At 47.9% G+C, this 24,914-nt stretch carries 24 protein-coding genes and 1 pseudogene; 16 read left to right on the forward strand and 9 right to left on the reverse strand.

The window, feature by feature from the left end; genetic code table 11:
- Positions 1-18: 18 nt before the first annotated feature.
- The 8 genes from ACI0FF_RS14550 (at position 19) to ACI0FF_RS14585 (ending at position 8,136) form a co-directional block, all read left to right on the forward strand.
- Complete coding sequence (locus ACI0FF_RS14550; protein WP_419797510.1) at positions 19-1,353, forward strand: sigma-54-dependent transcriptional regulator; 1,335 nt, start codon at positions 19-21, stop codon at positions 1,351-1,353.
- Positions 1,354-1,369: 16 nt separating this feature from the next.
- Positions 1,370-3,499 (forward strand): flagellar biosynthesis protein FlhA, encoded by a 2,130-nt coding sequence (flhA, locus tag ACI0FF_RS14555; protein ID WP_419797511.1) that lies wholly within the window; start codon positions 1,370-1,372, stop codon positions 3,497-3,499.
- 59 nt (positions 3,500-3,558) lie between these two features.
- On the forward strand, positions 3,559-3,969 hold the full coding sequence (locus ACI0FF_RS14560) for an SRPBCC family protein (RefSeq protein WP_419797512.1): 411 nt from the start codon (positions 3,559-3,561) through the stop codon (positions 3,967-3,969).
- Positions 3,970-4,118: 149 nt separating this feature from the next.
- Positions 4,119-4,898, forward strand: coding sequence for a P-loop NTPase (locus ACI0FF_RS14565; RefSeq protein WP_419797513.1), 780 nt, complete (start codon positions 4,119-4,121; stop codon positions 4,896-4,898).
- An 11-nt stretch (positions 4,899-4,909) separates the two neighbouring features.
- Positions 4,910-6,580: a hypothetical protein gene (locus ACI0FF_RS14570; RefSeq protein WP_419797514.1), complete on the forward strand. Its 1,671-nt coding sequence runs from the start codon at positions 4,910-4,912 to the stop codon at positions 6,578-6,580.
- A 3-nt stretch (positions 6,581-6,583) separates the two neighbouring features.
- Positions 6,584-6,961 (forward strand): hypothetical protein, encoded by a 378-nt coding sequence (locus ACI0FF_RS14575; protein WP_419797515.1) that lies wholly within the window; start codon positions 6,584-6,586, stop codon positions 6,959-6,961.
- A 155-nt stretch (positions 6,962-7,116) separates the two neighbouring features.
- On the forward strand, positions 7,117-7,434 hold the full coding sequence (locus tag ACI0FF_RS14580; protein WP_419797516.1) for a hypothetical protein: 318 nt from the start codon (positions 7,117-7,119) through the stop codon (positions 7,432-7,434).
- Positions 7,435-7,464: 30 nt separating this feature from the next.
- The gene (locus ACI0FF_RS14585; protein ID WP_419797517.1) at positions 7,465-8,136 is read left to right on the forward strand and encodes a hypothetical protein; all 672 of its coding nucleotides are present in this window, start codon (positions 7,465-7,467) and stop codon (positions 8,134-8,136) included.
- A gap of 21 nt (positions 8,137-8,157) precedes the next feature.
- On the opposite strand, the gene ACI0FF_RS14590 is transcribed toward ACI0FF_RS14585, so the two are convergent.
- Together ACI0FF_RS14590 and fliI are read right to left on the reverse strand one after the other, a co-directional pair.
- Positions 8,158-8,580 (reverse strand): flagellar FliJ family protein, encoded by a 423-nt coding sequence (locus ACI0FF_RS14590; RefSeq protein ID WP_419797518.1) that lies wholly within the window; start codon positions 8,578-8,580, stop codon positions 8,158-8,160.
- A gap of 11 nt (positions 8,581-8,591) precedes the next feature.
- On the reverse strand, positions 8,592-9,986 hold the full coding sequence (fliI, locus tag ACI0FF_RS14595) for a flagellar protein export ATPase FliI (protein ID WP_419797519.1): 1,395 nt from the start codon (positions 9,984-9,986) through the stop codon (positions 8,592-8,594).
- Between the two features lie 216 nt (positions 9,987-10,202).
- Between fliI and ctrA the strand changes: the two genes are divergently transcribed.
- Entirely contained in the window at positions 10,203-10,907 is a 705-nt protein-coding gene (ctrA, locus tag ACI0FF_RS14600) for a response regulator transcription factor CtrA (RefSeq protein WP_419797520.1), read from the forward strand.
- A 317-nt stretch (positions 10,908-11,224) separates the two neighbouring features.
- On the opposite strand, the pseudogene ACI0FF_RS14605 reads toward ctrA, so the two are convergent.
- The 5 genes and pseudogenes from ACI0FF_RS14605 to ACI0FF_RS14625 all read right to left on the reverse strand — a co-directional run.
- A pseudogene (locus ACI0FF_RS14605) lies at positions 11,225-12,058 on the reverse strand (CheR family methyltransferase); the annotation flags it as partial.
- A complete protein-coding gene (locus ACI0FF_RS14610) occupies positions 12,055-13,215 on the reverse strand; it encodes a protein-glutamate methylesterase/protein-glutamine glutaminase (protein ID WP_419797521.1) in 1,161 nt (386 codons plus the stop codon). The pseudogene ACI0FF_RS14605 and the gene ACI0FF_RS14610, both read right to left, overlap by 4 nt.
- 47 nt (positions 13,216-13,262) lie before the next feature.
- On the reverse strand, positions 13,263-13,628 hold the full coding sequence (locus ACI0FF_RS14615; RefSeq protein ID WP_188661653.1) for a response regulator: 366 nt from the start codon (positions 13,626-13,628) through the stop codon (positions 13,263-13,265).
- 125 nt (positions 13,629-13,753) lie between these two features.
- Positions 13,754-16,531 carry a chemotaxis protein CheW gene (locus tag ACI0FF_RS14620; RefSeq protein ID WP_419797522.1) on the reverse strand — a complete coding sequence of 926 codons (2,778 nt, stop codon included), beginning with the start codon at positions 16,529-16,531 and terminating at the stop codon, positions 13,754-13,756.
- A 211-nt stretch (positions 16,532-16,742) separates the two neighbouring features.
- A complete protein-coding gene (locus tag ACI0FF_RS14625; protein ID WP_419797523.1) occupies positions 16,743-17,408 on the reverse strand; it encodes a histidine phosphotransferase family protein in 666 nt (221 codons plus the stop codon).
- Between the two features lie 70 nt (positions 17,409-17,478).
- Here ACI0FF_RS14625 and ACI0FF_RS14630 point away from each other — a divergent pair, with 70 nt between their 5' ends.
- Positions 17,479-18,666 (forward strand): DUF2478 domain-containing protein, encoded by a 1,188-nt coding sequence (locus ACI0FF_RS14630; RefSeq protein ID WP_419797524.1) that lies wholly within the window; start codon positions 17,479-17,481, stop codon positions 18,664-18,666.
- Between the two features lie 10 nt (positions 18,667-18,676).
- On the opposite strand, the gene ACI0FF_RS14635 is transcribed toward ACI0FF_RS14630, so the two are convergent.
- Positions 18,677-19,606 carry a response regulator gene (locus ACI0FF_RS14635; protein ID WP_419797525.1) on the reverse strand — a complete coding sequence of 310 codons (930 nt, stop codon included), beginning with the start codon at positions 19,604-19,606 and terminating at the stop codon, positions 18,677-18,679.
- 154 nt (positions 19,607-19,760) lie between these two features.
- On the opposite strand from ACI0FF_RS14635, the gene ACI0FF_RS14640 reads away from it, so the two are divergent.
- From ACI0FF_RS14640 to ACI0FF_RS14650, 3 genes are read left to right on the forward strand one after another with little or no spacing between them, the layout of a single operon-like run.
- Positions 19,761-20,657, forward strand: coding sequence for a hydrogen peroxide-inducible genes activator (locus tag ACI0FF_RS14640; RefSeq protein ID WP_419797526.1), 897 nt, complete (start codon positions 19,761-19,763; stop codon positions 20,655-20,657).
- Between the two features lie 3 nt (positions 20,658-20,660).
- Positions 20,661-21,002 carry a CidA/LrgA family protein gene (locus ACI0FF_RS14645; protein ID WP_419797527.1) on the forward strand — a complete coding sequence of 114 codons (342 nt, stop codon included), beginning with the start codon at positions 20,661-20,663 and terminating at the stop codon, positions 21,000-21,002.
- Positions 20,995-21,711, forward strand: coding sequence for an LrgB family protein (locus ACI0FF_RS14650; protein ID WP_419797528.1), 717 nt, complete (start codon positions 20,995-20,997; stop codon positions 21,709-21,711). Before ACI0FF_RS14645 ends, ACI0FF_RS14650 begins: the two co-directional genes overlap by 8 nt.
- Here ACI0FF_RS14650 and ACI0FF_RS14655 read toward each other — a convergent pair.
- A complete protein-coding gene (locus ACI0FF_RS14655; RefSeq protein ID WP_419797529.1) occupies positions 21,704-23,101 on the reverse strand; it encodes a PLP-dependent aminotransferase family protein in 1,398 nt (465 codons plus the stop codon). The two genes, ACI0FF_RS14650 and ACI0FF_RS14655, sit on opposite strands and share 8 nt — an antisense overlap.
- Positions 23,102-23,216: 115 nt before the next feature.
- On the opposite strand from ACI0FF_RS14655, the gene ACI0FF_RS14660 reads away from it, so the two are divergent.
- The 3 genes from ACI0FF_RS14660 to ACI0FF_RS14670 are packed head-to-tail and all read left to right on the forward strand — an operon-like array spanning position 23,217 to position 24,894.
- Entirely contained in the window at positions 23,217-23,468 is a 252-nt protein-coding gene (locus ACI0FF_RS14660; protein WP_419797530.1) for a DUF1127 domain-containing protein, read from the forward strand.
- Between the two features lie 2 nt (positions 23,469-23,470).
- Positions 23,471-24,355, forward strand: a complete 885-nt coding sequence (locus tag ACI0FF_RS14665) for an EamA family transporter (protein WP_419797531.1) — start codon at positions 23,471-23,473, stop codon at positions 24,353-24,355.
- Positions 24,349-24,894 carry a LysE family translocator gene (locus ACI0FF_RS14670; RefSeq protein WP_419797532.1) on the forward strand — a complete coding sequence of 182 codons (546 nt, stop codon included), beginning with the start codon at positions 24,349-24,351 and terminating at the stop codon, positions 24,892-24,894. Before ACI0FF_RS14665 ends, ACI0FF_RS14670 begins: the two co-directional genes overlap by 7 nt.
- The last annotated feature ends 20 nt before the right edge of the window (positions 24,895-24,914 follow it).

Consider the following 24,914-nt stretch of genomic DNA (forward strand, 5'->3'; position numbering starts at 1 on the left):
TAAAGAGGCCTAAACCAGATGAAGATTTTGATTGTCGGCACATTGAATGGACAAGTCGGCGCTGCCAGCCAAATCGCGGTGAAGCGCGGCGCAAAAGTCATTCACACCGATAACATCAACGAAGGTTTGGACACCTTGCGCCAAGGCAAGGGGATCGACCTTGTGCTAGTGGATATCCAGCTTGATATTGAAACATTCATCAGCAACCTGAATGCTGAACGTATCAACACACCCGTGGTTGCCTGCGGTGTCGCCACAGATGCAAAAGCCGCCGTGCGCGCCATTCGCGCAGGCGCACAGGAATACTTGCCTTTACCCCCGGATGCGGAATTGATCGGCGCCGTCTTAAGTGCTGTGGCAGAAGAAAGCCACGCCATGATCTATCACGACCCGATCATGGATGATGTGGTACGCCTTGCCAAACAAATCGCGCCCTCAGATGCCAGTGTCCTGATCACAGGTCATTCCGGTACGGGTAAAGAGATTATGGCCCGTTTCATCCATCGCAATTCACGGCGCAAGGATGGCCCCTTTATTGCTGTCAACTGTGCGGCTATCCCGGAGAACCTTTTGGAATCCGAATTATTTGGTCATGAAAAGGGTGCCTTCACAGGTGCAGTGGCGCGCCGGATCGGCAAATTTGAAGAAGCCAACAACGGCACCATCCTGCTGGACGAGATTTCTGAAATGGATCCCCGCCTTCAGGCCAAATTGCTGCGGATTTTGCAGGAACGTGAAATTGATCGTGTCGGGGGTAAAAAACCTGTTCCCGTCAATGTCCGTGTTTTGGCAACATCCAACCGCAATATGGAACAATCCGTTGCTAAAGGTGAATTCCGCGAAGATTTATATTTCCGCCTGAATGTCGTAAACCTGCAATTACCATCTTTGAAAGACCGTCCCAAAGATGTGCAAATTCTTGCCGATCACTTTATTAAAAAATACGCAAAAGCCAATGACATGGCAGAACGTCCCTTAACGACCGGGGGCCTGAACAAGTTGTTGCGCCACAGTTGGCCCGGTAACGTGCGCGAATTGGAAAACACCATGCACCGCGCCGTTCTAATTGCCGGTCCCACTGAAATCGGTGAAGAAGCCATTATGTTAAGCGGCAGTCCCAGCGCACAATCCGGCCCCCATACGGGCCAAGCAACTGGTAATCCTGGCGATTTTGTCGGTCAAACTGTTGCCGATATGGAACGTAAACTGATTATTGCCACATTAGATCATTGCCTTGGCAACCGGACACACGCAGCCAATGTTTTGGGTATTTCCATCCGCACATTGCGCAACAAGCTAAAGCTATACGGGGATGAAGGTTTCGACGTTCCCGCAGCCGGCGGCAATGGTTAAAACAAGGTAGCGTTTTATGGCAGAACCCAGCAACACTGGTCAACCAGAGACAGGCGGCGACGCCTTCAATGCCTTTTTTGGAAAAGCCAAAAATGCCCTTTTAAAAGGCGATTATGGGATGGCGTTTGGAATCGCCACCATTTTGGTCGTTCTTATTTTCCCAATGCCCAGTTGGCTGCTGGATATTTCGCTCGCCTTTAGTTTTACGTTCTCCGTTATGATTATGATGACGGTTATTTTTCTGGAAAAACCGCTTGAATTCAGCGCGTTTCCAACAGTCCTGCTGATTGCGACCATGATCCGGCTGGCCTTGAACCTTGCGTCAACCCGTCTTATTCTGACCGATGGGCACGAAGGAACAGCCGCAGCCGGGGCGGTAATCGAAGCATTCGGCGGCTTTATCATGGGCGGCAATTTTGTCATCGGGATTATTGTTTTCTCGATTTTGGTCATCGTAAACTTCATCGTTATCACCAAAGGTTCCGGCCGGATTGCCGAAGTTACCGCGCGTTTCACCTTGGATGCCATGCCCGGTAAACAGATGGCGATTGACGCTGATTTATCCACAGGCCTGATTGACGAAGACCAAGCCAAAGCCCGCCGTCAGGAATTGCAGGACGAAAGCACATTTTTCGGGGCGATGGATGGTGCTTCAAAATTCGTACGCGGTGATGCGATTGCTGGTATTCTTATTACCTTCATCAACGTCATCGGCGGTATTATTATCGGGGTTGTGCAAAAAGACCTTGAAATGGCACAAGCCGCTGACAGTTATACCCGGTTGACCGTTGGTGATGGTCTGGTTTCCCAAATCCCAGCCCTGATTGTTTCAACCGCGGCCGGCCTTCTTGTAACCAAGGCCGGTGTTGCAGGGACTGCCGACAAGGCCCTGATTTCCCAATTTGGTGCCAATCCCAAAACATTGGGGGTCAGCACGGTTATTCTGTTTGGTATGGCGACCATGCCGGGCATTCCCCTATTGCCGTTTATGCTTTTGGGAGTTTTGACAGGTGGCGGTGCCTATCTTGTCAGTCAACGACAAAAAGCCGAAGCCGCCGAATTGTTCAAACAGCAGCAAGCCGATACCAAAGCGCCACCCGCCCCATCAGAAGAACCGATCTCAGAAACCATGAAGATCGACATGATGCGTCTGGAATTGGGGTATGGTTTGCTTTCTCTTGTCAATGCCGGAGCAGCGGGGCAGCGCCTAACCGATCAAATCAAGGCTTTGCGTCGCCAATTGGCACAGGAAATGGGCTTTGTCATGCCGTCTGTCCGCATTCAAGATAACATGCAGCTTCCGGCAAACAATTACGTGATCCGCATTAAAGAAATTGAAGCCGGACGCGGTGATCTTCGCCCCGCCAGCCTGATGATTATGGACCCGCGCGGCGAAGAAATCAGCCTCCCCGGCGAGGCAACACAAGAACCGACTTTCGGCTTGCCTGCCATGTGGGTCGACCCGACCAACCGGGAAGAAGCCCTCTTTCGTGGCTATACGGTTGTTGAACCCGGCACCGTCATCACCACCCATTTGACCGAATTGGTCAAAGACAACATGTCCGAACTATTGTCTTATGCTGAAACACAAAAACTGCTGGACGATCTGGACAAAGAACACCAGAAACTTATCGCAGATATCATTCCAAATTCCATGAGTGTCGGCGGCATACAACGCGTCTTGCAAAACCTGCTGACCGAACGTATTTCCATTCGCGATCTACCGACCATTTTAGAAGGTATTTCCGAAGCCACAGGATATACCCGCAATATCAATATGATTACTGAACATGTGCGCTCCCGCTTGGGTCGCCAAATCAGCGATATGCTGGCAAACCATCAGGGGATTCTGACACTCATTACCCTCTCACCGGAATGGGAACAGATTTTCCTTGAATCCCTCGTTGGGTCCGGGGACGAACGCCAGCTTTCAATGGCACCCAGCAAGATGCAGGAATTCATCAACGCCATTCGCCAAACGTTTGAGCGTCAAGCCATGATGGGTGAAACACCGGCCCTTCTCACCAGCCCGGCAATCCGCCCTTACGTGCGTTCCATTATCGAACGGTTCCGCCCGGCAACGGCTGTTATCTCGCAAAGTGAAGTCCATCCAAAAGCCAAAATTAAAACCTTGGGCCAGATTTAATTCTTTTTATAAAAAAACTCTGTTGCCCGTCCCCCCCCTATTAATTACAGGTAACTCTCTTGAAAATAACAAAACAAATTCAGATTAACGCCCCTTGCGCTGATGTTTATCGTGCCTTAACAACTTCCACCGAAATTGTCTGTTACTTCCCGTTAGATCATGTTGAATGTAACTGGCAAGAAGGTGCCCCAATCATATTTAGCGGTTCAGAAAGCGGTCATGATATCGGTGTTATTGATCGCTTGGTTCCAAAAGCCCTGTTCCAATTCACCTATTGGAATGAAAATCATGGAACAGAAAACATCAAAAACAACCACATCACCATCCGTTATGAGCTACAAGAATCCAACAACCAGACTCAACTGAACCTTATTCAGACCAATCTGCCTTCCTCAACATACCAGGATATGATGACCGGTGTTTGGGACTATTTATTAGGTGAATTAAAGCAATATCTCGAAAATAAATAAATAACCTCCGAATAGCAAAGTGCGCCTGATAACCAAGGGTTTACGTGGTTTTAGCCTTTTTCTTTCTACCTGAAATTAACGAATTGAACATCTTTACCTAACCGTTCGGTAACCATTTGAGCGTACAAATTATGGCTATGTTTGCAGCTATGACAAAAACAACTCCAACGCCGATGGCACGCAAGGGCGGCAATGTATTTGCCGTTGCATCGGGTAAAGGCGGTGTGGGGAAGACTTGGTTTGCCGTGACGTTGTCTCATGCGTTAGCAAATCTGGGTCAAAAAACATTACTCTTTGACGGGGATTTCGGTCTGGCCAATGTGGATATCCAGCTTGGCCTGATGCCCAAACACGACCTTTCAGGTGTCGTGGGGGGAAATCTGACGCTCAATCAGGCCGCGCAACATTTTGACGAAGGCGGTTTCGATATTATCGCCGGAAGATCAGGGTCCAGTGCCTTAAATCATATCCCGGCCAATCAGGTTCAACATCTGGGGAACGACCTTGGTGTTTTGGCCGCCTCTTATGACCGGGTCATTATTGACTTGGGTGCCGGTATGGATCGCCCAACCCGCCAACTGACATCCAAGGCCGGAAGCTGTCTTGTCGTGACCGCAGACGAACCCACAGCCATGACTGATGCCTATGCCTTCATTAAAACCATGGCAAAAGACCGTCCCGGTCTGGATCTGCGCATCGTTGTGAATATGAGCGATTCCATCCGTGACGGGGAACGGACTTACAACACATTGCGCCGCGCCTGTGAAGGGTTTTTAGGCATTTCGCCGCCTTTAGCAGGTGTGATTCGCTGGGACAAGCGTGTTCGTGATACAATCAAGCAACAGCAACCTTTGCTCAGCCATGCACCTTCCTGTGTCGCTGCGAAAGATATCACTGCCATTGCCAATCGATTGTTAAATAATTTTTAGAAGTAACCGCCATGACAAGCGTTGCCCCACCACCGCCCCCACCACCGCCTAGTGCGGGTGGTTCGGCTGCGCAATTGACCGTTACTTTACCTCCTGCGAATGTCGCCTCTCTCGAACTTTCAAAACTTGCCCTCGACAGTCTTATCAACGGATTGGTCAAACAGACGACACCACAAGGCAATCTTCAAATTCAAACGGATATGGGCCTCTTACAATTTAAGGCGCCCTTTGCCCTGCCCGAAGAAACACAAGCAACTTTCCGCCTTGTCCAAAAGGTTCCCAATATTCAGCTCCAATTGGTCGGGGTTAATAACAAGCCGGTTTCCCCCAATATACCAGCGGCAAAAGTCGCCACATTTGCCACACAGACGCAGACATTCTCGCAAAACCAGACTCAAACCGCGCTGCCGGCTTCCGCCTTAAACGCAAATGCGACGGGGGCTGGCCCTGCAACCTTATTAAGCTTGAACAGCGCAACTGGCTTTCGCGCTTTTGTTCTCACCCCGTCGCAAGCACATGGTTTCACATCAGCGGCCGCATCAACTTCCGCCATGCAAGGACAAAACACACCCTCTTCTGTCAGCATGTCCGCGACAGCCCAGATCTCTTCCAATAATCCTCTACAATCCTCCACAGGCAACCAAAACGCAATTGGACAAAGCAGCCATCCCATGCTGCAACCCGGAAATGATTTGAAAGTACGCCTTTTATCCGTTCAACAGGATCAACAAGGTGGAAAACCCTCTACGCAACCAACCCAAAATCAGCCCCTGACATCTACGACAAATGCTGGCAGTACGTTGAAATCCAATACGGTCATTATTCAGGGCACAATTATGGGCAACACAGCCCAAGGGCAACCTGTTGTCAAAACCGCTCAGGGGTTGATTGCTCTGGATATCAAGTCGAAGATGCCAGAAGGCACACAGGTGAAACTTGAAATCCTGTCTGCCACCCGTCCCGACCCGCAGGCCCACACAAAACCTGTTTTAAGTGAAGCAAAACTGGAACAAGGGGTTGGGAAAAATTGGCCCACCCTTGACGAAGTCGATAAAATTTTAACGCAAATCAACCCAACCGCTGCAGACAACCTGCATCAGGCCATGATCCCGAAGGCAGATCATCGCCTCGCCGCCAATATGATCTTTTTTCTAAAGGCCTTGGGTCGCGGGAATTTCAAGAATTGGGCCGATGACAAAGTCTTGAAAGCCTTGTCCAAAGCCCGACCAGACTTGTTGAAGAAACTGGAAAACGATTTCACACAAATCAGTGACAAGATCAAAACACCCAATTCTACCGACTGGAAAATCGCCTATATCCCCTTGCAGGATAATGGACAAATCAACCAAATTAGACTGGCCGAACGCGATCATAAGGATGAAAAAGAAGAAGGAAAAGAAGACCCCGGCGTTCGTTTTGTGATTGACCTGAATCTTTCGCGGTTGGGGGCCATGCAATTAGACGGATTAACCAAAGAAAGTAATCGGATGTTTGATCTGATCATCCGCACTCATAAACCACTGGCCGGCTTTATCCGTCGCGACATCCTCGAAATCTATGAAAATGCAATGGACACGATCGGTTTCGATGGTAAGTTATCTTTTCAAGTTACCCCTAATTTTATCGAAGTCGAAGGGGTTGACCTGACATCGACAGAATTAAACCTTGGTATGCTGGTATAAACAATGGACCTCGCACAACGACGCAGCCTGATCGCGACCAAAGACAACCCAAACCGGGTCAATGATTATGTCATCACCTTCCAAATCACTTGCACGCGCACAGCACGACGCTTGCGCCTGCGTTATGTGCCTGACAAGGTCATTATCGATACCGCGAAAATTGATGCGTACTTCGCCCAATTGTTTGACTTGCCGGATTATTCCCTCGAACAAACGGCAAATGCCCTTTTAGAAGATATGAATAACGAACTGGTTGCCCGTTGGATACAGGTCTTTGCCGAGGAAGAACCCCATCAAACTATAACCCTCACTATTGTTATAGAAGATCGCCAGCCACAATGGGATAACCCCCATTTACTTGTACGCATATCTACAATTTAATACCAAAATTAAACAATAATATTTATATTTTTAATACACATATCTATTCTAAGAAACATCTGTTATTATAAATAACAATTAAAAAGCACATTATTTCTTTAAATTATTTACACTTTTATTTAACAGGCAGGGGCCTACCATTTAAGGAGCCTCCCATGACCATTCGTACCCATACAGAAACCATTACCTTTCGACATCCTTTTAAACTTGATAAAACAATTGATACGCAACCGGCAGGTTCCTATCAAATTGATACGGATGAAGAATTAATCGAAGGGTTATCTTTTGTTGCCTATAAACGTATCCAAACGATCATACATCTGCACAGCAAAAGCAAAAACAGCAGCTTAATGCGTGCCCTAAGCATAAAAGCCTCCCTCCTTCAAAAAGCATTGGAACGCGATAGGGCTGCCGATGGTAATATCTTAAAAGATCTGAAAATTGATTATTATTTTTTAGGTGAGAGATCATAAACGCGTCTCTCGCCAATAAGAAAGCACAGAATGAACATTCCTTCTCAACCAAGAATATTTTTGCTTCTATTTCTCTTCACTTTATTTACTTTCTTGGTTTTGCCTGGACAATCAAACGCACAAAATATTCCAGCAAATGCCCATGCTGAAAAATACGGTACAGGATGGCTATGCGATAACGGTTACCGCGCAAACAACAATAAATGTGTAAAAATAAAAGTGCCCAAGAATGCTTTTGCCACAGGTCGATTATATGATCGTGGATGGGAGTGTTTGCGCGGATTCAAACATATGGATAAAAAATGCATCCCTGTTTTTGTCCCCAAACATGCCTATTTAGATGACACCGGAAACACATGGAATTGTGAACGGGGATATAAAGAAATAAAAGACGCCTGCCTTTTGATCACCGTGCCCAAAAACGCCTATTTATCAGAAAGTGCCTATGAAAACGGGTGGGAGTGCGAGCGAGGATATCGTGCCGTTAAAAACACCTGTCAATTGATTGTAATTCCAAAAAATGCCTATCTTGATGATCGTTCCCATCAATTGGGATGGAAATGTCTTCGCGGTTTTAAACAGGTTCAAAATACCTGCATTTATATAGAATTGCCCAAAGACTCTCATCTGGATTATTCAGGTAATAACTGGGAATGTAACCCTTCTTTTAAGAAGGTTCAAAACGCATGTTTACCACAATAACACATCCTAATCCGTCTGTTTTTAATCCTGATTACGACGGTGCAAATTCATTGCAATTTCATCCATTTCGATATTTTCTTTGCGGGTGCGTTCTTCTTCTTCCCGCTTGATGCGATTTTTTTCCGCTTCTTCATAGACTTTCAACTCGCGAAACGCCTCGTTTACATCATCGCGTGAAATCTCAACATCCCGTTCCTTTGCGGCAATCGCCTGTTCCAGTTGTTCGCGTATGCCCATTGCGCGTTGATGAAAACGACCATAGGAAAACAGTGCCTGGTCAGGGGAAGTTTTTGCAACTTTCTGTTCTTCAATCAGTTGATTTTCTAGGTCTTGCAGCTTTTGTTCAAGATCATGCAACTCGCCATATAACTGACCAAGAATACGGCGTTTTTCATCGACACGATATTTATGAAGTCGGATTAAGTTGGCGAGTGTTTTACCCATACATCACCCCCTTATTGCGGCCCTTGCAGTTGTTCATGCGGTACACCCAATTGGGAAACATCCCCGTCAAAATCTTTGTACGGCATACCCAAAAGCTGTGCCAAGGCCATATATCCGGTTTCCAAATTCATGGGTTCATTTTTATTCTGGGATAAAAAGGCCTCCATCGCCGGATAATAATAAACGGCTTCATCCACTTTGGGGTCCGTTCCCTGACGATAAGCCCCCAGACGGATCAATTCCGCCATATCTTCATAGGTCGATAGCAATTCACGTGCTTTAAACACCAATGCATTTTGTTGATTATCATTACAATCAGGCATGGTCCGCGAAACGGACCGCAATAAATTAATTGCTGGATAACGTCCGCGTTCCGCAATGGCGCGATCCAATACGATATGACCATCTAGAATACCACGCACCGCATCTGAAATCGGTTCGTTATGATCATCCCCTTCAACCAACACGGTAAACAGTCCGGTAATGCTGCCTTGTTGAGCATTGCCAGGTCCCGCACGTTCCAAAAGGCGCGGTAATTCAGCAAAAACAGATGGTGTATAGCCTTTAGAAGCAGGTGGTTCCCCCACCGACAAGCTAATTTCACGTTGCGCCATGGCAAAACGTGTCACGCTATCCATCAAACATAAAACATCACGTTGCTGATTTCTGAAATATTCTGCCACCGCCATGGTGACATAGGCCGCTTGACGGCGCATCAACGGGGGCTCATCCGACGTCGCAACCACAACAATACTGCGAGCCAAGCCGTCTTCACCCAGATCATCTTCAATAAATTCGCGCGCTTCGCGTCCCCTCTCCCCAATCAGGCCAATGACACTGACTTCGGCTTCGGTATTGCGCGCCATCATGGACAGAACGGTTGATTTCCCCACACCAGACCCGGCAAAAATTCCCATCCGTTGCCCACGGCAACAGGTCAAAAAGGTATTGATTGCACGCACACCCAGATCAATTTTCCCACCAACACGGGTCCGTTCATGCGCAGAAGGTGGGGTTCCTTTAATAATATAAGGCACAGGACCAACCGGCAGTGGGCCCTTACCATCGACCGGTTCACCCATCGCATTAATGACACGCCCCAGCCAAGCGTCACAGGGGAATAAAACCGGTTCGCGCTGCCCAACTTCCACGCGATCACCCAAGGCAATACCATCAACGGGTCCAAAAGGCATAACAAGCGCCCGACCATCGCGGAAACTGACAACCTCACAGATGACCCAATCGCGACGGCGCACATGAATTCGGCAATGATCCCCGATAGATAATGCCCCTTGCACACCGCCAACTTCGACCATAAGACCTTGTACAGCCGCAACCCGGCCAAACACATTAAAGCCAGGAAGTTTATCAACTTCTGCGATTACGTTATTGACCAAAAGGGCCACGATGGATACTCCGAACAGGGGTTGCTCATTGTGTTTTCACTGCCCACTATACTCCCTTTCCGAAAAATGACAAACCCCTTGACAGGATTCACTATTTTTTGCGACTCGCGAGAAAATATAGCGTTGCGATAAAAAAACTATTTTCAACGAATCGGAGTTATGGTAATGGTTAACGAAAGGTTAATGAAAAGTTAACGCCAACTTTCGGGGGGCACCATGCGCGCATTACTCGTTGAAGACAACCCAAGCGAAGCCAAAGCCATAGAATTGATGCTTAAATCTGCCGGGATGGTGGTGGATGTCACCAACTACGGCGAAGAAGGCATCGAGATTGGCAAACTATACGATTACGATATCATTATTCTCGACCTCATGCTGCCCGACATCGATGGATTTGAAGTTCTTCGTGCCCTGCGCAGTTCCAAGGTTGAAACCCCCATCCTGATCCTGTCAGGTCTGGACCAACCACCGTCCAAGGTGAAGGGGTTTGAAATTGGTGCCGATGACTATCTAACCAAACCATACAACAAAGACGAATTGATTGCCCGCATTCATGCGATTGTGCGCCGATCCAAAGGCCATGCGCAGTCGGTTATTCGCACAGGTAAACTTTGCGTCAATCTGGACAACCAAACCGTCGAAAGCGATGGTAAGCCCGTGCATCTAACATCCAAGGAATATGGAATTCTTGAACTTTTATCCTTGCGCAAAGGTTCAACTTTGACAAAAGAAATGTTCCTCAACCATCTATATGGCGGCATGGATGAGCCGGAACTGAAGATTATTGATGTTTTCGTCTGTAAACTTCGGAAAAAACTGACCAAAGCAACAGACGACAACTACATTCATACCGTTTGGGGGCGTGGCTATGTCTTGCGCGACCCCGATGCCAATGACGAAGCACATGCAGCTAGCGCCTAAGGCAGACCAAAACAATTAAATAAGAAAAAGCCGCCTGTAATAGAGGCGGCTTTTTCTTATTAAGGTTTTTTAATCCCCGGTTTGGGCGGTAAAGGCCGTGTGGGTGAACCCGGTGTCGCGCCGGCCGGACGTGGTGGCAGCCCACCCGGGCGCGGTGGCAATCCGCCAGGGCGCGCAGGAGGTGCCGCAGGGCGGGGCGTAGCGCCCCCACCAGGTGCATCAGCCCCTTTGGGTACACGACCCTCTACCATATGTTTCGGTTTGGCAAACCCTGTTGGCGCAGCAGCGGGTTTTGGTGCAGCACCAGCGACAGGTGCCCCGTCCCCTAGAGACCCATTCCCACCTGCGCGACCATAAACACCGCGCAAACCAGGAACAGGTTTAAAGGCTTCTGAAATACCTAAAACGGTTTCCGCACCACCTAAATAGAGCACAGCATCATCCGCCATCTGTTTTGACATTTTTTCCAGCACAGCCCCTTTAGTCTGCTGATCAAAATAAATCAAAACGTTTCGGCAAAACACAACATCAAATGTACCGAGCGCATTCATATCGTTCAGCAGGTTAAATTCCTTGTACTGAACCATCGCCCGCAAGGACGCATCAATTTGCCACAGGTCATCGTGCTTCTTAAAATATTTCACAAGATGTTGAACAGGTAAACCGCGTTGAACTTCGAACTGTGAGTAAAGTCCGGCCTTGGCCTTTTCCAACATTTCGCGCGAGATATCCGTACCAACGATTTCAATACGCCAACCGGCAAGTTGCGCAGCAGCTTCTTTTAAGACCATTGCAATGGAATATGGTTCCTGCCCACTGGAGGCAGCCGCACACCAAATGCGAAATGATTTTTTAGCCGCACGCGTTTTAATCAGGTTTGGTAAAACCGTATCACGGAAAATATCAAATGGTTTAATATCACGGAAGAAAAAGGACTCATTCGTCGTCATCGCCTCAGTAATTTCATCCGCCAAGGCATGATCCATCCGCGTTTTCAACGAGGCAACAAGATCTTCCAAACCTTTCATCCCACGCTTTCGCGCAACCGGCATTAAACGGCTTTCAAGCAGATAAGCTTTATCTTGCGTTAAAACAAGACCGGATCGATCCTTAACCAATGTTGCGAGAAACTGAAAATCATCAGGTTTCATGACGCACCTCCCGCAGCGACTTTAACGACATATGAAGAAATTTCATCCAATGGCAGCACGGCACTGCAAATACCCGCCTGAGCGACCGCGCCGGGCATACCCCAAACGACGCTACTGGCCTCATCTTGCGCGATCAAATCGCCACCGTTTTCAACAACGACACGACCGCCCTTAAGACCATCAGCCCCCATACCCGTCAAAATAACGGTTAGAACTTTTCGACCATAGGCGGCTGAAATACTGCGTAACATTGGGTCAACCGCTGGCCTACAGAAATTTTCCGGCGGATCTTGATTCAATCTTAAAATCTTTTGCACCCCTTGACTTTCAACAACCATGTGAAAGTCTCCTGGTGCCAAATACGCTTTGCCAGCTTCAACAACCATACCATCTGAGGCCTCGGAACAGGTCCATCCCGTCATACGATTGATATGTTCGGCTAAAATCTTTGTAAAGGTCGCCGGCATATGTTGCGTGATAATAACAGGTTGCTTAACTTTCCCAAACATGCCTTTTAAAACATTGAACAAAGCCTGTGGGCCGCCTGTTGAGCTCCCGATTGCAATTACATCTGGACGCTCTTTCAAAGAAGGTGCCTTTAGAACGACCTCTTTATTCTTGTGTAAGCTCGACCCGGTATGTACAGGTGCGGTCGTTGATGTTTTCTCCAACGGCGTACGTGGTCGCGAAATCGAAATGCTCGGTGAACCTTTTAATTTACGGCGCGCATTCGCATGAATTTTAACTTTATCAACCAATTCCTTGGAAAAATCCCGCCCACCGGATAGTTCACGCGAGGAAGAAGGTTTTGGGATGTAATCAACCGCACCGGCCTGGAGTGCCCGCAAGCTGATATCCGCATTACGCGCCGTCAGGGTCGATGCCATAATGACACGAATAGATTTGTCAAATTCCAACAATTTAGGCAATGCCGTCAGGCCGTCCATAACCGGCATTTCAATATCAAGAACGACGACTTCAACCTCGTTTCGCGAGAGGCTATCCACCGCCATTTTTCCATTACCAACAGAAGAAACGACTGAAATGTCAGCGTCAGCTTCAAGCATACGCGTAATCAGTCCGCGCACCACAGCAGAGTCATCGACCACCATGACTCGGATTGGATTATTACTTTTTTGCGTTTGATTAACCGACATTGTTTTTCCAATGAGACTCGACAAGAGAACCTCAATTCATAAAAGAATTACAAAAGACCAACTTGAGAGAACTTCGCTTGAATAATCTCGCTGTCAAAAGGCTTCATAATATATTCGTTTGCACCGGCTTCAATGGCTTCTTGAATATGTTCAATATCATTTTCCGTTGTACAGAAAACCACCACGGGTTCATCCCCACCCGGAAGTTTGCGTAATTCACGTAAATACTCAATACCGCTCATAACCGGCATATTCCAATCCAGAAGTACCGCCGTCGGCATTTCCTTTTTGCACTCATCAAGGGCTTGCTGGCCATCAGCAGCTTCGATCGTTTCGAAGCTCAATTCCTGAAGAATTTTACGGGCCACCATTCGGATGACTTTAGAATCATCAACAATCAGACAAGATTTCATTATTTTTCGGCTCCCTTCGGCATTATAACCTTGGTGCACCGGCTCCTCTAGTTAGAGACGGCCCCAATACATATGTATAAGGTAATGTAGCGGGCCGTCAAACTCAACAACGTTCGAAACTTTTATTATTTTTGTGCAAGCAACTCAGACAAAGTTTGCAACAAGGCATCACGATCAAATTTAGCGCAATAATCATTGAAACCAACTTCGCGTCCACGTTCGAAATCTGCTTCCGTTGCATGCGATGACATGGCTACCATCGGCGTATGCTGCCAACGGGTGTCACTGCGAACAGCTTCGGCAAATTCAAAACCACTCATTTCCGGCATTTCAATGTCGCTAACGATTGCGTCATAGAACGCACCGGCGGAGCGTAATTCCAAAGCTTTCTTCGCATTTTCAGCAGTCGAAACCTTGTACCCGGCAACCGACAAGATCGGCGTCAACAAGTTACGGAAGAACGGGCTGTCATCAACCAGCAGAACACGCGGTCCACCTTGGTAATCATCCCCATAAGAGATGGAGGTTTCTGCACGACCGAACCAATCCGGGAAGGCTTTCGTCAGATAGTAACCCGCGTCAATCAGATCGGTTGCTTTACCGCTAATCACCGCAGAACCGACAAAGCCGTCACGCTCAGACGCCAACTCGATATTGAGGTGGTCTTCCACGATATCGACAATTTCATCGACAACCAGACCCATAGAGTGATCACGATCCGTAAAGACGAGGACCGGCTGACGACCTTCTTCCTTCCAAACATGATTCGGATCGATCGGGATCAACGGCATGAGTTGACCACGGTATTGAACAACCGGGTTTGTACCTGAATATTCGATCTTCGTGACATCGACTTCTTCCAGACGCGCAACCAGAGCCAACGGAACAGCTTTGAGTTCGTCGCTGCCCGCACGGAAAATAAGGATGGACGTTGTTTCCCCATCTGTGCGTGTTGTCATCGCCGTATTGTGTGCATCATTACTACCACCCATCGCAACCTCACCGGTTGTCGCAGCAATACCGTTCGGATCCAAAATCATAATGACGCTACCATCGCCGAGAATTGTATTCCCGGAGAAGAGCGAGATATGGCGCAGGATCGGCGCGACCGGTTTCACAACGATTTCTTCTGTATCGAAGACACGATCAACAATAATACCAAACTGATAGGTCCCAACCTGCGTCACAACAATGAACAACTCATCATTGGCAAGGTCTTTTTTGGTTTCATCCAGTTTCAGGTGATCATGCAGGGAAACCAGCGGCAACAAACGATTACGCAAACGCAAGACAGGTGCATCATTAATCATTTCAATCGCATTATCAGTACCAGAAGACGTACGCACCAATTCCAGAACACTGATTTGCGGAATGGCAAAACGTTCACCAGAACATTCAACAACCAGCGCGGATACAATCGCCAAGGTCAACGGGATTTTAATGGTGAAGGTTGAACCTTTGCCTTCGATGGATTTCAATTCTATCGTACCACCAATTTTTTCAATATTGGTCCGTACAACGTCCATCCCAACGCCACGGCCAGAAACGCTGGTCACTTTTTGTGCTGTTGAGAAACCGGCGCGGAAAATAAACTGGTGAATTTGCTGATCGGACATTGCCTCCAGATCGGCTTCGCTCGCCAGACCGCTTTCGACAATTTTGGCTTTAATACGATCTGTATTCAGCCCTTTACCATCATCGGTAATTTCAATGATGATGTGACCGCCCTCATGGAACGCGTTCAGCGTAATAGTACCGACTTGCGGCTTACCAATTTCAACACGCTCGTTGGGTTGTTCCAGACCGTGATCGGCAGAGTTCCGCACCATGTGTGTCAGCGGGTCTTTGATCAGTTCGAGAACCTGACGGTCCAGTTCGGTTTCCGCACCAATCATTTGCAGATCAATTTTCTTACCCGATTCAACAGCCAAGTCACGAACAATACGCGGCAATTTTGCCCACGCATTACCGATAGGTTGCATCCGGGTTTTCATCACCCCTTCCTGCAAATCCGACGTAATGTGGCTCAAGCGTTGTAGCGGCACTTTAAAGACACTGTCATCAGACCCACGCACCATTTGCAATAGCTGGTTCCGGGTCAAGACAAGCTCAGAAACCAACGTCATCAAATTTTCAAGCAATTCAACATTCACGCGAATGGTCTGACTTGCAACAGACGTTTCTTTCCCGCCAGTTGCTTTCTTTGGTTCTTCTTTTTTCGCAGCCGGTTTCGGAGCCTCTTTCGGGGCTGCTGGAACTTGCGGTGCAGGGGCAGGCGCCGACGGCTCAGGTGTCGCCGGTGCGCTGTCCGCTTTTTCTGCTTCCATTTCCGCTTTCATCTGGGCATCAATTTCTGCCTGACTGGGGGCATTGACCCCGGCGGCAACAGCTTGTTCAACTTCTGCCAGAAGCTCAGCAGCGACAGGAAAACCCTGATCGTTTGTAATAGGACCACTTGACGGTGCGGGTGCTGCTTCTACGACAGGTTCCGGGGCAGCGGCAACAGGGGCAGCTGTTTCAACAGTACGGCCCTCAGCCATTGCATTAAGCTGATCAATAAGGTCCTGATCATTCCCATCTGGTTCGGCTTCTGTTTCTTCCAGTGTTTGCAGCAATTCTTTAATCGTATCGATTGCGTGCAAAATCAAAGTCACGGCCTGAGGGGTAACTTCCAATGTGCCTTCACGAAACTTACCGAGTACGTTTTCACCGGCATGTGCGACTTTTTCCAGACGCGGCAGGCCTAAAAACCCACATGTCCCTTTAATGGTGTGCATCAAACGGAAAATATTGGACAGGATTTCCGTATCATTCGGATCCTGTTCAAATTTCACCAGTTCAGAGTCCAACACCATCAGGCTTTCGGACGTTTCCGTTATGAATTCACTGAGTAGATCATCCATGACTGTACCTTTCTACTGTCACGCCGGCGTATCCGGCCGCATTTAAGACGCATAAGAAGCGCGTTTACCATTTCTCTTACCATAAGCAATAACTTAAAAACTGCTGAGTTCAAAAGAAAAAATGCACCTCATTCCGCATTCGTAATATTTATTTTATTTTAGTTTAGCAATGAAACTATTTTATTGCTGCACTGCATATATCTGCAAAACTCTACAGATCTAACGGAATAATTGCAGCGATTTGCACACAATCAGGCTGCGGACTAAACAGTTCAAAATCCAACCCAAGGTCATCAGCAAGTCGCGCTAAAAAGAAAGCCTGAACTGTCCGTGCACTTAAAGAATCGCAATTTGCATTCGCCTCTATTGCGCTTTGAATATCATCGCGAACATGGGCTTTTTGTCCCTCTGCCACCAGCGCAATCCCCAATCCTTCGGGTAAAACCGCTTGGCTTAAGGTCAAAACACCGCCACGAGGCAAGCAATCCACACCCAACATGATGAGATTCAAAATAACTTTCACCACATCTTTTGGGACGGTCACTTCGCTATCCTGCCAAGGTAATTCCGTATTTTTCGGCCAATCCAGACGAATGTGTTTTTCAAGAAAACCCGTCGCGAGCTTTCGCCCTTGTTCCATCGAGGCCAAACCGCTTCCCCCGCCCGACAATCCGAACGCCAAGCGGAAAAACTCAAGCCGATTGGAGGCCTGTCTTGCACTATGTCCGATCATTTCAATCGCCTCGTTTAAAACCGGGCTGTTTTCCTCTTCGATCAGTTCCATTCCATGATTGACAGCGCCGACCGGACCCACAAGGTCATGGCACAAACGTGAACATAACAACTCGGCCACTCTCATTTCGACTTGTACACCCATAGAAATTTGATCCTTCTTTTGTTAGATTGGACTCTCGGTTCACCCCTAGAAGAAAAGCGAACAGGCTTTCATGTCAACACAAACCGCAAAACCAATTCGCCTTGGCGGTGTACTTTATGCTGCCGACACCCCAAAACGCAATGCCTTGCTTGATTTTGCCACAAATTTACAAAAACGTGGCTGGCATGTCTGTGGTTTAACTCAAGAATTAGCCTACGATAATCACGGCGAAAAAATCGGTCTGGATGCCATCGACATCAAAACCGGTGAGCGATTTGCCCTTGCCCGCCCTAGCAAAGAAGACCGTGCCGCCGGCAGCTGTGGGTTTGATGTTTCCCGTCTGTGCGACACCTCCAAAGTTTTAAACAACGCGATTGATAAAAAAGCCGACCTTTTAGTCGTTGAAAAATTCGGTGAACGCGAACAGGACGGTAATGGATTAGCCCAAGAAATTATCGCCGCCGCTCTCGCTGGCATTCCCACGTTGGTCGCCGTTCCTGCAAGTGCGCTTGAAACGTGGAACGACTTCACTGGACGTCTGGGGACTTTACTCCCACATGACACAGATAAGCTCTGGGACTGGTGGCCCAAATGCAATCTTTATAAAGATTTATCCCTTGAAGTCCCTGATATCCCGGTTCAGTCTCTCACTATCGGCCCGGAAACCATTTTAATAGAAACGGCCTTTGGCTGCGGTGCCGCCCCTAATCCAAGTAAAACAGCAACAATGGATACCCCATCGATCCGTTCCTTGCGTGACTTGGCCCTAAAAATCCATCAAGATGCAAACCCACTGGATCATGCCTTAGGCTGTGCGGCTTTGCTTGCTTATACCAACAGATACGACCAAAAAGGGATCAATAAAAGCGGTCTTGATCATTTTAAAGGAAGCACCGACAGTATCTTGGTTGTCGGAAATTTCCCACGTCATCACGATTACGCCGCGCAAGTCAATTTCATGTCAACAGACAAAGCCCTCCCCCACCTCAGCACACACGCTTATGATGGCATGATCCTACCAGCCCATACATTTTTCGATGCCAGCCTTCCTTTGTTCCTAAACGTCAAAGGAAATGCGCATACATTACTTGTTGGACCGATGACCCCTTTAAGTCCCCGCCTGTTCAATTATGGGATTGATATGTTATGCGCCCGCATTATTGAAAACCCGGCAGAAGCCAAGGCTATGGTCAGGACCGGAGCCAGCGTAAACGACCTGAAAAAAGTCAGCCGTTACATCACATTGGAAAAGCAATAGGCCATCACATTCAAGCGTTGATTTTAGCCAAGATCGCCTGTGAGATTTGACGTGCTGTCGCTTTATCTGCATTTTTGTCAAAACCCAACTGGATCGCTTTATTCAACGGGTCAAGCAAGCGAACATCCTTCGCTGTCAGCACGCTGCCGCTATTGCGAATACTGTTCACGACCCCCAACAACGTCTGACATAAATCCGAGACATGATCATATTCCGTTCCACCCAAACGGCGGTTGGCGTCTTCAGATGCATAGCGCAAACGATCCAGACACAAACGCGATGTTGCATCAATTTGGCCACCCGTCAAACGCGGCACGAGGATTGTCACTAATTCGTTGACGTCTTCGGCATGCGCTTCCAAGGCCTTGTTATTGACTTGTGATATTGCCGCATCCACCATCGCCTGCACTTCATCCACACTACCTTCATTCAAGGCACGCGCTTTTAATGTATTTGGTGCAACAAAACGTTCTGCACTGGCTTCTTTTTGTGACTTTGCCTGCCGGGTCGGGCCGACATAATCCCCTGTCACAACAAAAGGCTTACGTTCATGGATCAAACGCCCAACACGGCGCAACAACGTATCTACCGTAAACGGCTTGGATAGTAAATCATCCGCCCCGGCCTGAATAACTTTCTTCACAATTTCCGGCGTCGGATTGGATGTTAAAGCTGAGACAACAAGAAATGGATTATTGCCAATTTTGTGATGGCGTAGATCACTGACAAACTCGCTGAAATCCCCATCTGGTAATTCAGTTTCTGCAATCAAGAGTTCAGGCATTTCAATATCAAAACTTTGTTTTACAAAAGCCAAAGAATGCCCTGTTAGAATTTTGCGAAACCCCGCCTGAATCAATGTTTTTTTTGCAATCGTACGCGCACGCGGATCAGGGTCCGCCACAACGACTGTCACTTCATTAAATCGTTCTTGCCCCATATCACCCTCTATCTCCGACAGCTTCTCTATTTTTGTTATAAAGAAATTTATGCCACTTTTTACCTGAAAAGAACATAAAAAAGCACACATTGCAAAGAAGACGCACCAACTACAAGTTTGCCAATCAGTTCATTATATTTTATAGATATTTTCTATGAATGCGATTTACACACTTAAGCATCTTAAATATTTTATCACTTTGGCCGAACTAAAACATTTCGGCCATGCGGCACAGGCTTGCTTTGTCACGCAACCCACATTAAGTGCCGCTATCAAGGAGCTGGAAGATATTCTTGGCCTGCAACTGTTTGAGCGCACCAGACGCAGTGTGCTGTTGACACCGCAGGCCCACGATATTCTGGAGCGCGCAAAAGAGATCGTCCTGCAGGCCGATGCCCTGATGGAATTGGCCCATGCCAAAGGCAAACCCTTACAAGGGGAATTGCGCGTCGGGGTTATTCCGACCATTGCCCCTTACCTGTTGCCCAATTTGATGACAAAGGTTCGCAGCGCCTATCCTGATTTAATGCTGTATTTAAAAGAAGATCAAACCGAACGATTGCTCAATGCCCTGCATGACGGGCAACTGGACTTGCTGATTTTGGCACTGCCATACGAACACGATGGCATTGAAAGCCAGATTTTTATGCAGGACCCTTTTTATTGCGCGCTTGCACCGGACCATCATCTCGCCAAGAAAAAGACCATTCGCAATCAGGACCTGTTTGAGGAAAACCTGCTCTTGTTGGAAGAAGGACATTGCCTGCGTGATCATGCCCTTGCGGCGTGTTCCTGGCCCAAGAATAAAAATGCAAATGAATTTGCCGCCACCAGCCTATCAACAATTGTTCAAATGGTCGCCAATGGTTTGGGCCTGACTCTGCTGCCCGAAATGGCGGTACGATCCGGGATCACACAAGGCACCGGACTTAAAACCATTGCACTGGATAAAGGTGCCCCGCCACGCGATATTGGACTGGTTTGGCGTAAAACATCCGGGCGCCGTGATGAATTTCGGATGTTGGCAGATTTTTTAAAAGAGGCTCTCTAAGATATGCTCCCGTTCTTTTTTCTCCTCTGCTTACTGCAATTGGTGGGCGAAGCCATTGTCTACCTCGCCGACCTGCCCATTCCCGGCCCTGTCATCGGTATGGCCCTTCTTTTAATCGGCTTGTTAATCAACAAAGGATTACCACAAGGGCTGGATCACGCGGCAAGTGGTCTTTTAAAATACCTTGCCTTACTGTTCGTCCCCGCTGGGGTGGGTGTGACGTTGCATTTCAACCTTATTGCCCGTGAATGGTTGCCGATCACCGCATCCTTGATTATTGCCACCTTACTGACAATCGCCTTTTGCGGCCTGATTATGAATTTTATGGATCGGCGCAATGGATAAATTTTACACACTCTGGGATCATTTGGCGCAAAGCCCTTTGCTGGGTATTTGCCTAACGCTGGCTTGTTTCGTTCTGGCGGACTGGATCAATAAAAAATGCAAACAATCCCCGCTTGCCAACCCCGTCTTGATTTCCATCATCTTGGTCTCAGCCGTTTTGTTGATCACAAAAACCGATTATCAGGCCTATTTTAACGGGGCCAAATATATCCATTTCTTGCTTGGTCCTGCCACAGTCGCGCTTGCAATTCCGCTTTACAAAAACATCCATCATGTCAAATCTGCGCTTCTGCCGATTATCATAACCATTTTTCTTGGATGTCTTTTTGCGATTTTCAGCGGTGTTGGCATTGCTGCTTTATTGGGTGGATCACGCGAGACACTCTTGTCTCTCGCCCCAAAATCCGTAACCGCGCCCGTTGCAATGGGTTTGTCCGAAATTATCGGTGGCACCCCGTCACTGACCGCTGTTCTGGTTATTCTTTGCGGGATTATCGGCGCTGTCTTTGGCGGAATGATCCTGAATTTGGTTGGCGTTAAAAATAAAAAGGCACGCGGACTAGCGATCGGTATCGCTTCGCACGGGATCGGGACAGCCCGTAAACTCAGCGTCCACGAAACCACCGGGGCCTTTGCAGGTCTTGGCATGGGGTTAAACGCCTTAGTAACAGCCGTTTTGCTACCTCTTTTATACCTGTTATTTACATAACATTATGAAAAGCGTGAATTTCCTCGCTTAATAATTGGGCAAGGCTCGACATGCCATCTTCCACCATTTCACGGGTTGGCGGCGCACCAAAACAAATGCGAACCGCATTCAACGGGGTGCCTTTGCCGATATAAAAAACATGGGCAGGCATGATGGATACATCACGTTCGCGCGCACGTAGACAGAACATTTCTGCCGTCCACGGTTTTGGCAGTTCCAGCCACGTATGATAGGTATTGGGTGCACGATGCAAAGTGCCCCGCGTAATATGTTCCAGCATTATTTCCTGACGGACGGCGGCTTCCTTACGATGCCAATCCATAAAATATTCTGCCGTGCCATCTTCGATCCAGCGCGACATCAATTCCACATTCAAAGGCGGTACCATCCAATTACTCAGTCGCACACAGGCCGCAACCGTTGGCACTTTTTTCTTGGGTGCCAGAACATAACCAACCCGCAAGCCCGGGCTGACACTTTTGGATGCCCCGTTCAGATAGAACGTTTGTTCAGGCAACAAACTGGCAAACGGTGGAAACTTGCCCGGTTCTTCATGCAAAAATCCGTAGATATCATCTTCCACAATCCATAAACCGTGGCGTTGTGCAATTGCGGCAATATCACGACGGCGTTGCAGGTTCATGGTTGCACTGGTTGGGTTTTGATAGTTGGGCATACAATAAAGAACGCGCGCGCCAGTGTTTATCACAGCTTCTTCAAGGCGTTCCGGGATCAAGCCATATTCATCCATAGGCAATCCCTGCATTTTCACCCCCAACTGGGTGGAAAGCGTCTTGATACCGGGGTAGGAATATTCCTCACACAACAAAGTATCACCCGCTTTGACCAACGACATTAAAGCCAAGGTCATGGCATGTTGCACCCCACAGGAAACAACAATGCGATCTGGGTCATAAGGTGCCCCATGCATTTGCGCCCATTTCGCCATTGAAACCCGGTGATGTTCCATCCCCTGTTCCGCCTGATAACGCATCAACGCCCCTAATCCGGGGGCTTGCGCCAAAACCATCAATGCACGGCGCAGAATCTCAACCCCTTCGCCTTCGGTATGGATGTTCATGCTAAAATCAATCAGATTGGGGTCCAAATTATCCGGGATATGAAACGGCATATCCGGTTCATCAATACTCGGTTTCACATAAGTCCCACGCCCAACTTCACCGACCACATAATCCCGACGTACCGCTTCGGCATAGGCGCGACTGACCGTCCCCACCGTGACACCAAGCTCATATGCCAAATCCCGATGAGTAGGCAAACGCTCTTCTGTTTTCAAGTTTCCTTCACGAATGGCCTCCCCGATTGCATCGGCAATCGCAAGGTAACGCGGACCTTTCCGGTGATCAATTTGCGGTTTCCATTGGGTCATTTTAGAATTCCTAAAAAAATTGTCACGGTGACAATGTAATATTTGACAGCACATTGTATCGATTTTACTTTAAATGTCATCTATTATTTTTAAAATACAAGCGGAGTTTAAACCAATGAGACAGGATTGTATCGATACATTCGAAACAAAAACTGCCCCGCTGCCAAGCTGGGGCAATTGGGCAAAGGCAGGTCTGCGCATGGTACGTGCGGACATTCTCCAGCTTGTGACAACCGTGATGAGTTGGCACGAACGCTGGCATCATCGCCAAAAATTAAAAAACATAACCGATACGACATTGAAGGACATTGGCTTAACCCGCGCACAAATTCTGGCCGAAGCCAACAAACCCTTTTGGAAAGCCTAACCATGAAACCATTACATATATTTTTAGCAATATGCGTCATGGCGGCATGGGGGATCAATTTCGTCATCATTAAAGTCGGACTGGACAGTTTCCCGCCCATTTTGCTTTCCGCATTGCGGTTTGCATTGGCGGGCCTCCCCATCGTCTTTATCTGGAGAACGCCGCCCGCGCCCCTCAAATGGATTGTCGCCATTGCGCTCAGTCTCGCTATTTTCAAGTTTAACTTGTTGTTTATCGGTATGAATTTGGGGGCCGGTGCAGGTTTATCCTCGTTGGTGTTACAAACCCAAGCCTTCTTCACGGTTATTTTCGCCTTCTTCTTACTGGATGAAAAACCGGGTTTACGCCAACTCCTCGGTATGGGGTTTGCATTTGGCGGTCTGGGGCTCATCATCAGTGAATACATGCAAGAATATGGCGCCATTGGCGGGTTGCTCTTTGTGATTACAGCTGCGGTTTGTTGGGCACTTGCCAACCTTGCCATGAAACAGGCCGCGAGTAAAAACCCACTTCATCTTATGATCTGGGTAAGCGCGCTCAGTGCCCCATTCCTTTTTGCGATTTCTTATTGGCTGGAAGGCGGCGATGTGATGGGGCACGCCTTACGTAACATCAATGCAATGGGAGCTTTCAGTGTGTTTTATCTCGCCTTTATCGCCACACTGGCTGGCTTCGGTATCTGGGCTTTCTTATTGCGGACCTATCAAGCCGCATATGTAGCCCCCTTTTCCCTGCTTGTGCCGATTTTCGGCATGAGTTCCGCTGCCCTCTTGCTGGGCGAAGAGATTTCCACTCTGACCATTCTTGCCGCAATGCTTATTTTAACCGGATTGGCGCTGAATACCTTAAAACTGGATTTTCTAAAAAGAAGTAAAACACCATGTTGAATTTCGCCCTTTTTGCCCTCATTACATCCATCACGCCCGGACCAAATAATTCCATGTTGATGGCCTCAGGCTTGCGTTTCGGCATACGCCGGACCCTCCCCCATCTTCTTGGTATCAATCTGGGCTTTGGGTTTATGTTTCTGTGTGTCGGCAGCATTTTACCCCTACTGCCCAAAGGAACCATTGAAGTCTTGGAATATGTCGCAATGGCGCTGCTTATTTATATCGCCATTAAAATCGCGACAGCCTCAACTGATTTTCATGACGAAAAAGCAGACGAACGTCCTTGGGGGTTTTTTCAAGCCGCTGCTTTTCAATGGATTAACCCCAAGGGATTGATGATGGCCTTTGCCGGGGCAACATCATTCGGATTAGACAACGTGACCGGCGCCGCCATTTTCACAATCGCCAATATGGTCTGTGGAACCTGGATTTTCGCAGGCAGTTATATGCGCGGTTTTCTCATTGATAATCCGCTGAGAACCCGCATACTTTATGTGTCACTGGCGCTGATTATGGTGCTGTCGATCGTCTTATAACAAAGAAGGGGAAGAAAATA

Source organism: Terasakiella sp. 4MB5A, from assembly GCF_050058155.1.
In the GTDB taxonomy this organism is placed as follows: Bacteria; Pseudomonadota; Alphaproteobacteria; order Rhodospirillales; family Terasakiellaceae; genus Terasakiella; species Terasakiella halodenitrificans.

Bases quoted from the DNA above. Each gene is read 5' to 3' on its own strand.
- ACI0FF_RS14550 (WP_419797510.1), top strand. From the start codon at position 19: ATGAAGATTTTGATTGTCGGCACATTGAATGGACAAGTCGGCGCTGCC.
- flhA (WP_419797511.1), top strand. From the start codon at position 1,370: ATGGCAGAACCCAGCAACACTGGTCAACCAGAGACAGGCGGCGACGCC.
- ACI0FF_RS14565 (WP_419797513.1), top strand. From the start codon at position 4,119: ATGACAAAAACAACTCCAACGCCGATGGCACGCAAGGGCGGCAATGTA.
- ACI0FF_RS14570 (WP_419797514.1), top strand. From the start codon at position 4,910: ATGACAAGCGTTGCCCCACCACCGCCCCCACCACCGCCTAGTGCGGGT.
- ACI0FF_RS14575 (WP_419797515.1), top strand. From the start codon at position 6,584: ATGGACCTCGCACAACGACGCAGCCTGATCGCGACCAAAGACAACCCA.
- ACI0FF_RS14580 (WP_419797516.1), top strand. From the start codon at position 7,117: ATGACCATTCGTACCCATACAGAAACCATTACCTTTCGACATCCTTTT.
- ACI0FF_RS14585 (WP_419797517.1), top strand. From the start codon at position 7,465: ATGAACATTCCTTCTCAACCAAGAATATTTTTGCTTCTATTTCTCTTC.
- ACI0FF_RS14590 (WP_419797518.1), bottom strand. From the start codon at position 8,580: ATGGGTAAAACACTCGCCAACTTAATCCGACTTCATAAATATCGTGTC.
- ctrA (WP_419797520.1), top strand. From the start codon at position 10,203: ATGCGCGCATTACTCGTTGAAGACAACCCAAGCGAAGCCAAAGCCATA.
- ACI0FF_RS14610 (WP_419797521.1), bottom strand. From the start codon at position 13,215: ATGTCGGTTAATCAAACGCAAAAAAGTAATAATCCAATCCGAGTCATG.
- ACI0FF_RS14615 (WP_188661653.1), bottom strand. From the start codon at position 13,628: ATGAAATCTTGTCTGATTGTTGATGATTCTAAAGTCATCCGAATGGTG.
- ACI0FF_RS14620 (WP_419797522.1), bottom strand. From the start codon at position 16,531: ATGGATGATCTACTCAGTGAATTCATAACGGAAACGTCCGAAAGCCTG.
- ACI0FF_RS14625 (WP_419797523.1), bottom strand. From the start codon at position 17,408: ATGGGTGTACAAGTCGAAATGAGAGTGGCCGAGTTGTTATGTTCACGT.
- ACI0FF_RS14630 (WP_419797524.1), top strand. From the start codon at position 17,479: ATGTCAACACAAACCGCAAAACCAATTCGCCTTGGCGGTGTACTTTAT.
- ACI0FF_RS14635 (WP_419797525.1), bottom strand. From the start codon at position 19,606: ATGGGGCAAGAACGATTTAATGAAGTGACAGTCGTTGTGGCGGACCCT.
- ACI0FF_RS14640 (WP_419797526.1), top strand. From the start codon at position 19,761: ATGAATGCGATTTACACACTTAAGCATCTTAAATATTTTATCACTTTG.
- ACI0FF_RS14645 (WP_419797527.1), top strand. From the start codon at position 20,661: ATGCTCCCGTTCTTTTTTCTCCTCTGCTTACTGCAATTGGTGGGCGAA.
- ACI0FF_RS14650 (WP_419797528.1), top strand. From the start codon at position 20,995: ATGGATAAATTTTACACACTCTGGGATCATTTGGCGCAAAGCCCTTTG.
- ACI0FF_RS14655 (WP_419797529.1), bottom strand. From the start codon at position 23,101: ATGACCCAATGGAAACCGCAAATTGATCACCGGAAAGGTCCGCGTTAC.
- ACI0FF_RS14660 (WP_419797530.1), top strand. From the start codon at position 23,217: ATGAGACAGGATTGTATCGATACATTCGAAACAAAAACTGCCCCGCTG.
- ACI0FF_RS14665 (WP_419797531.1), top strand. From the start codon at position 23,471: ATGAAACCATTACATATATTTTTAGCAATATGCGTCATGGCGGCATGG.
- ACI0FF_RS14670 (WP_419797532.1), top strand. From the start codon at position 24,349: ATGTTGAATTTCGCCCTTTTTGCCCTCATTACATCCATCACGCCCGGA.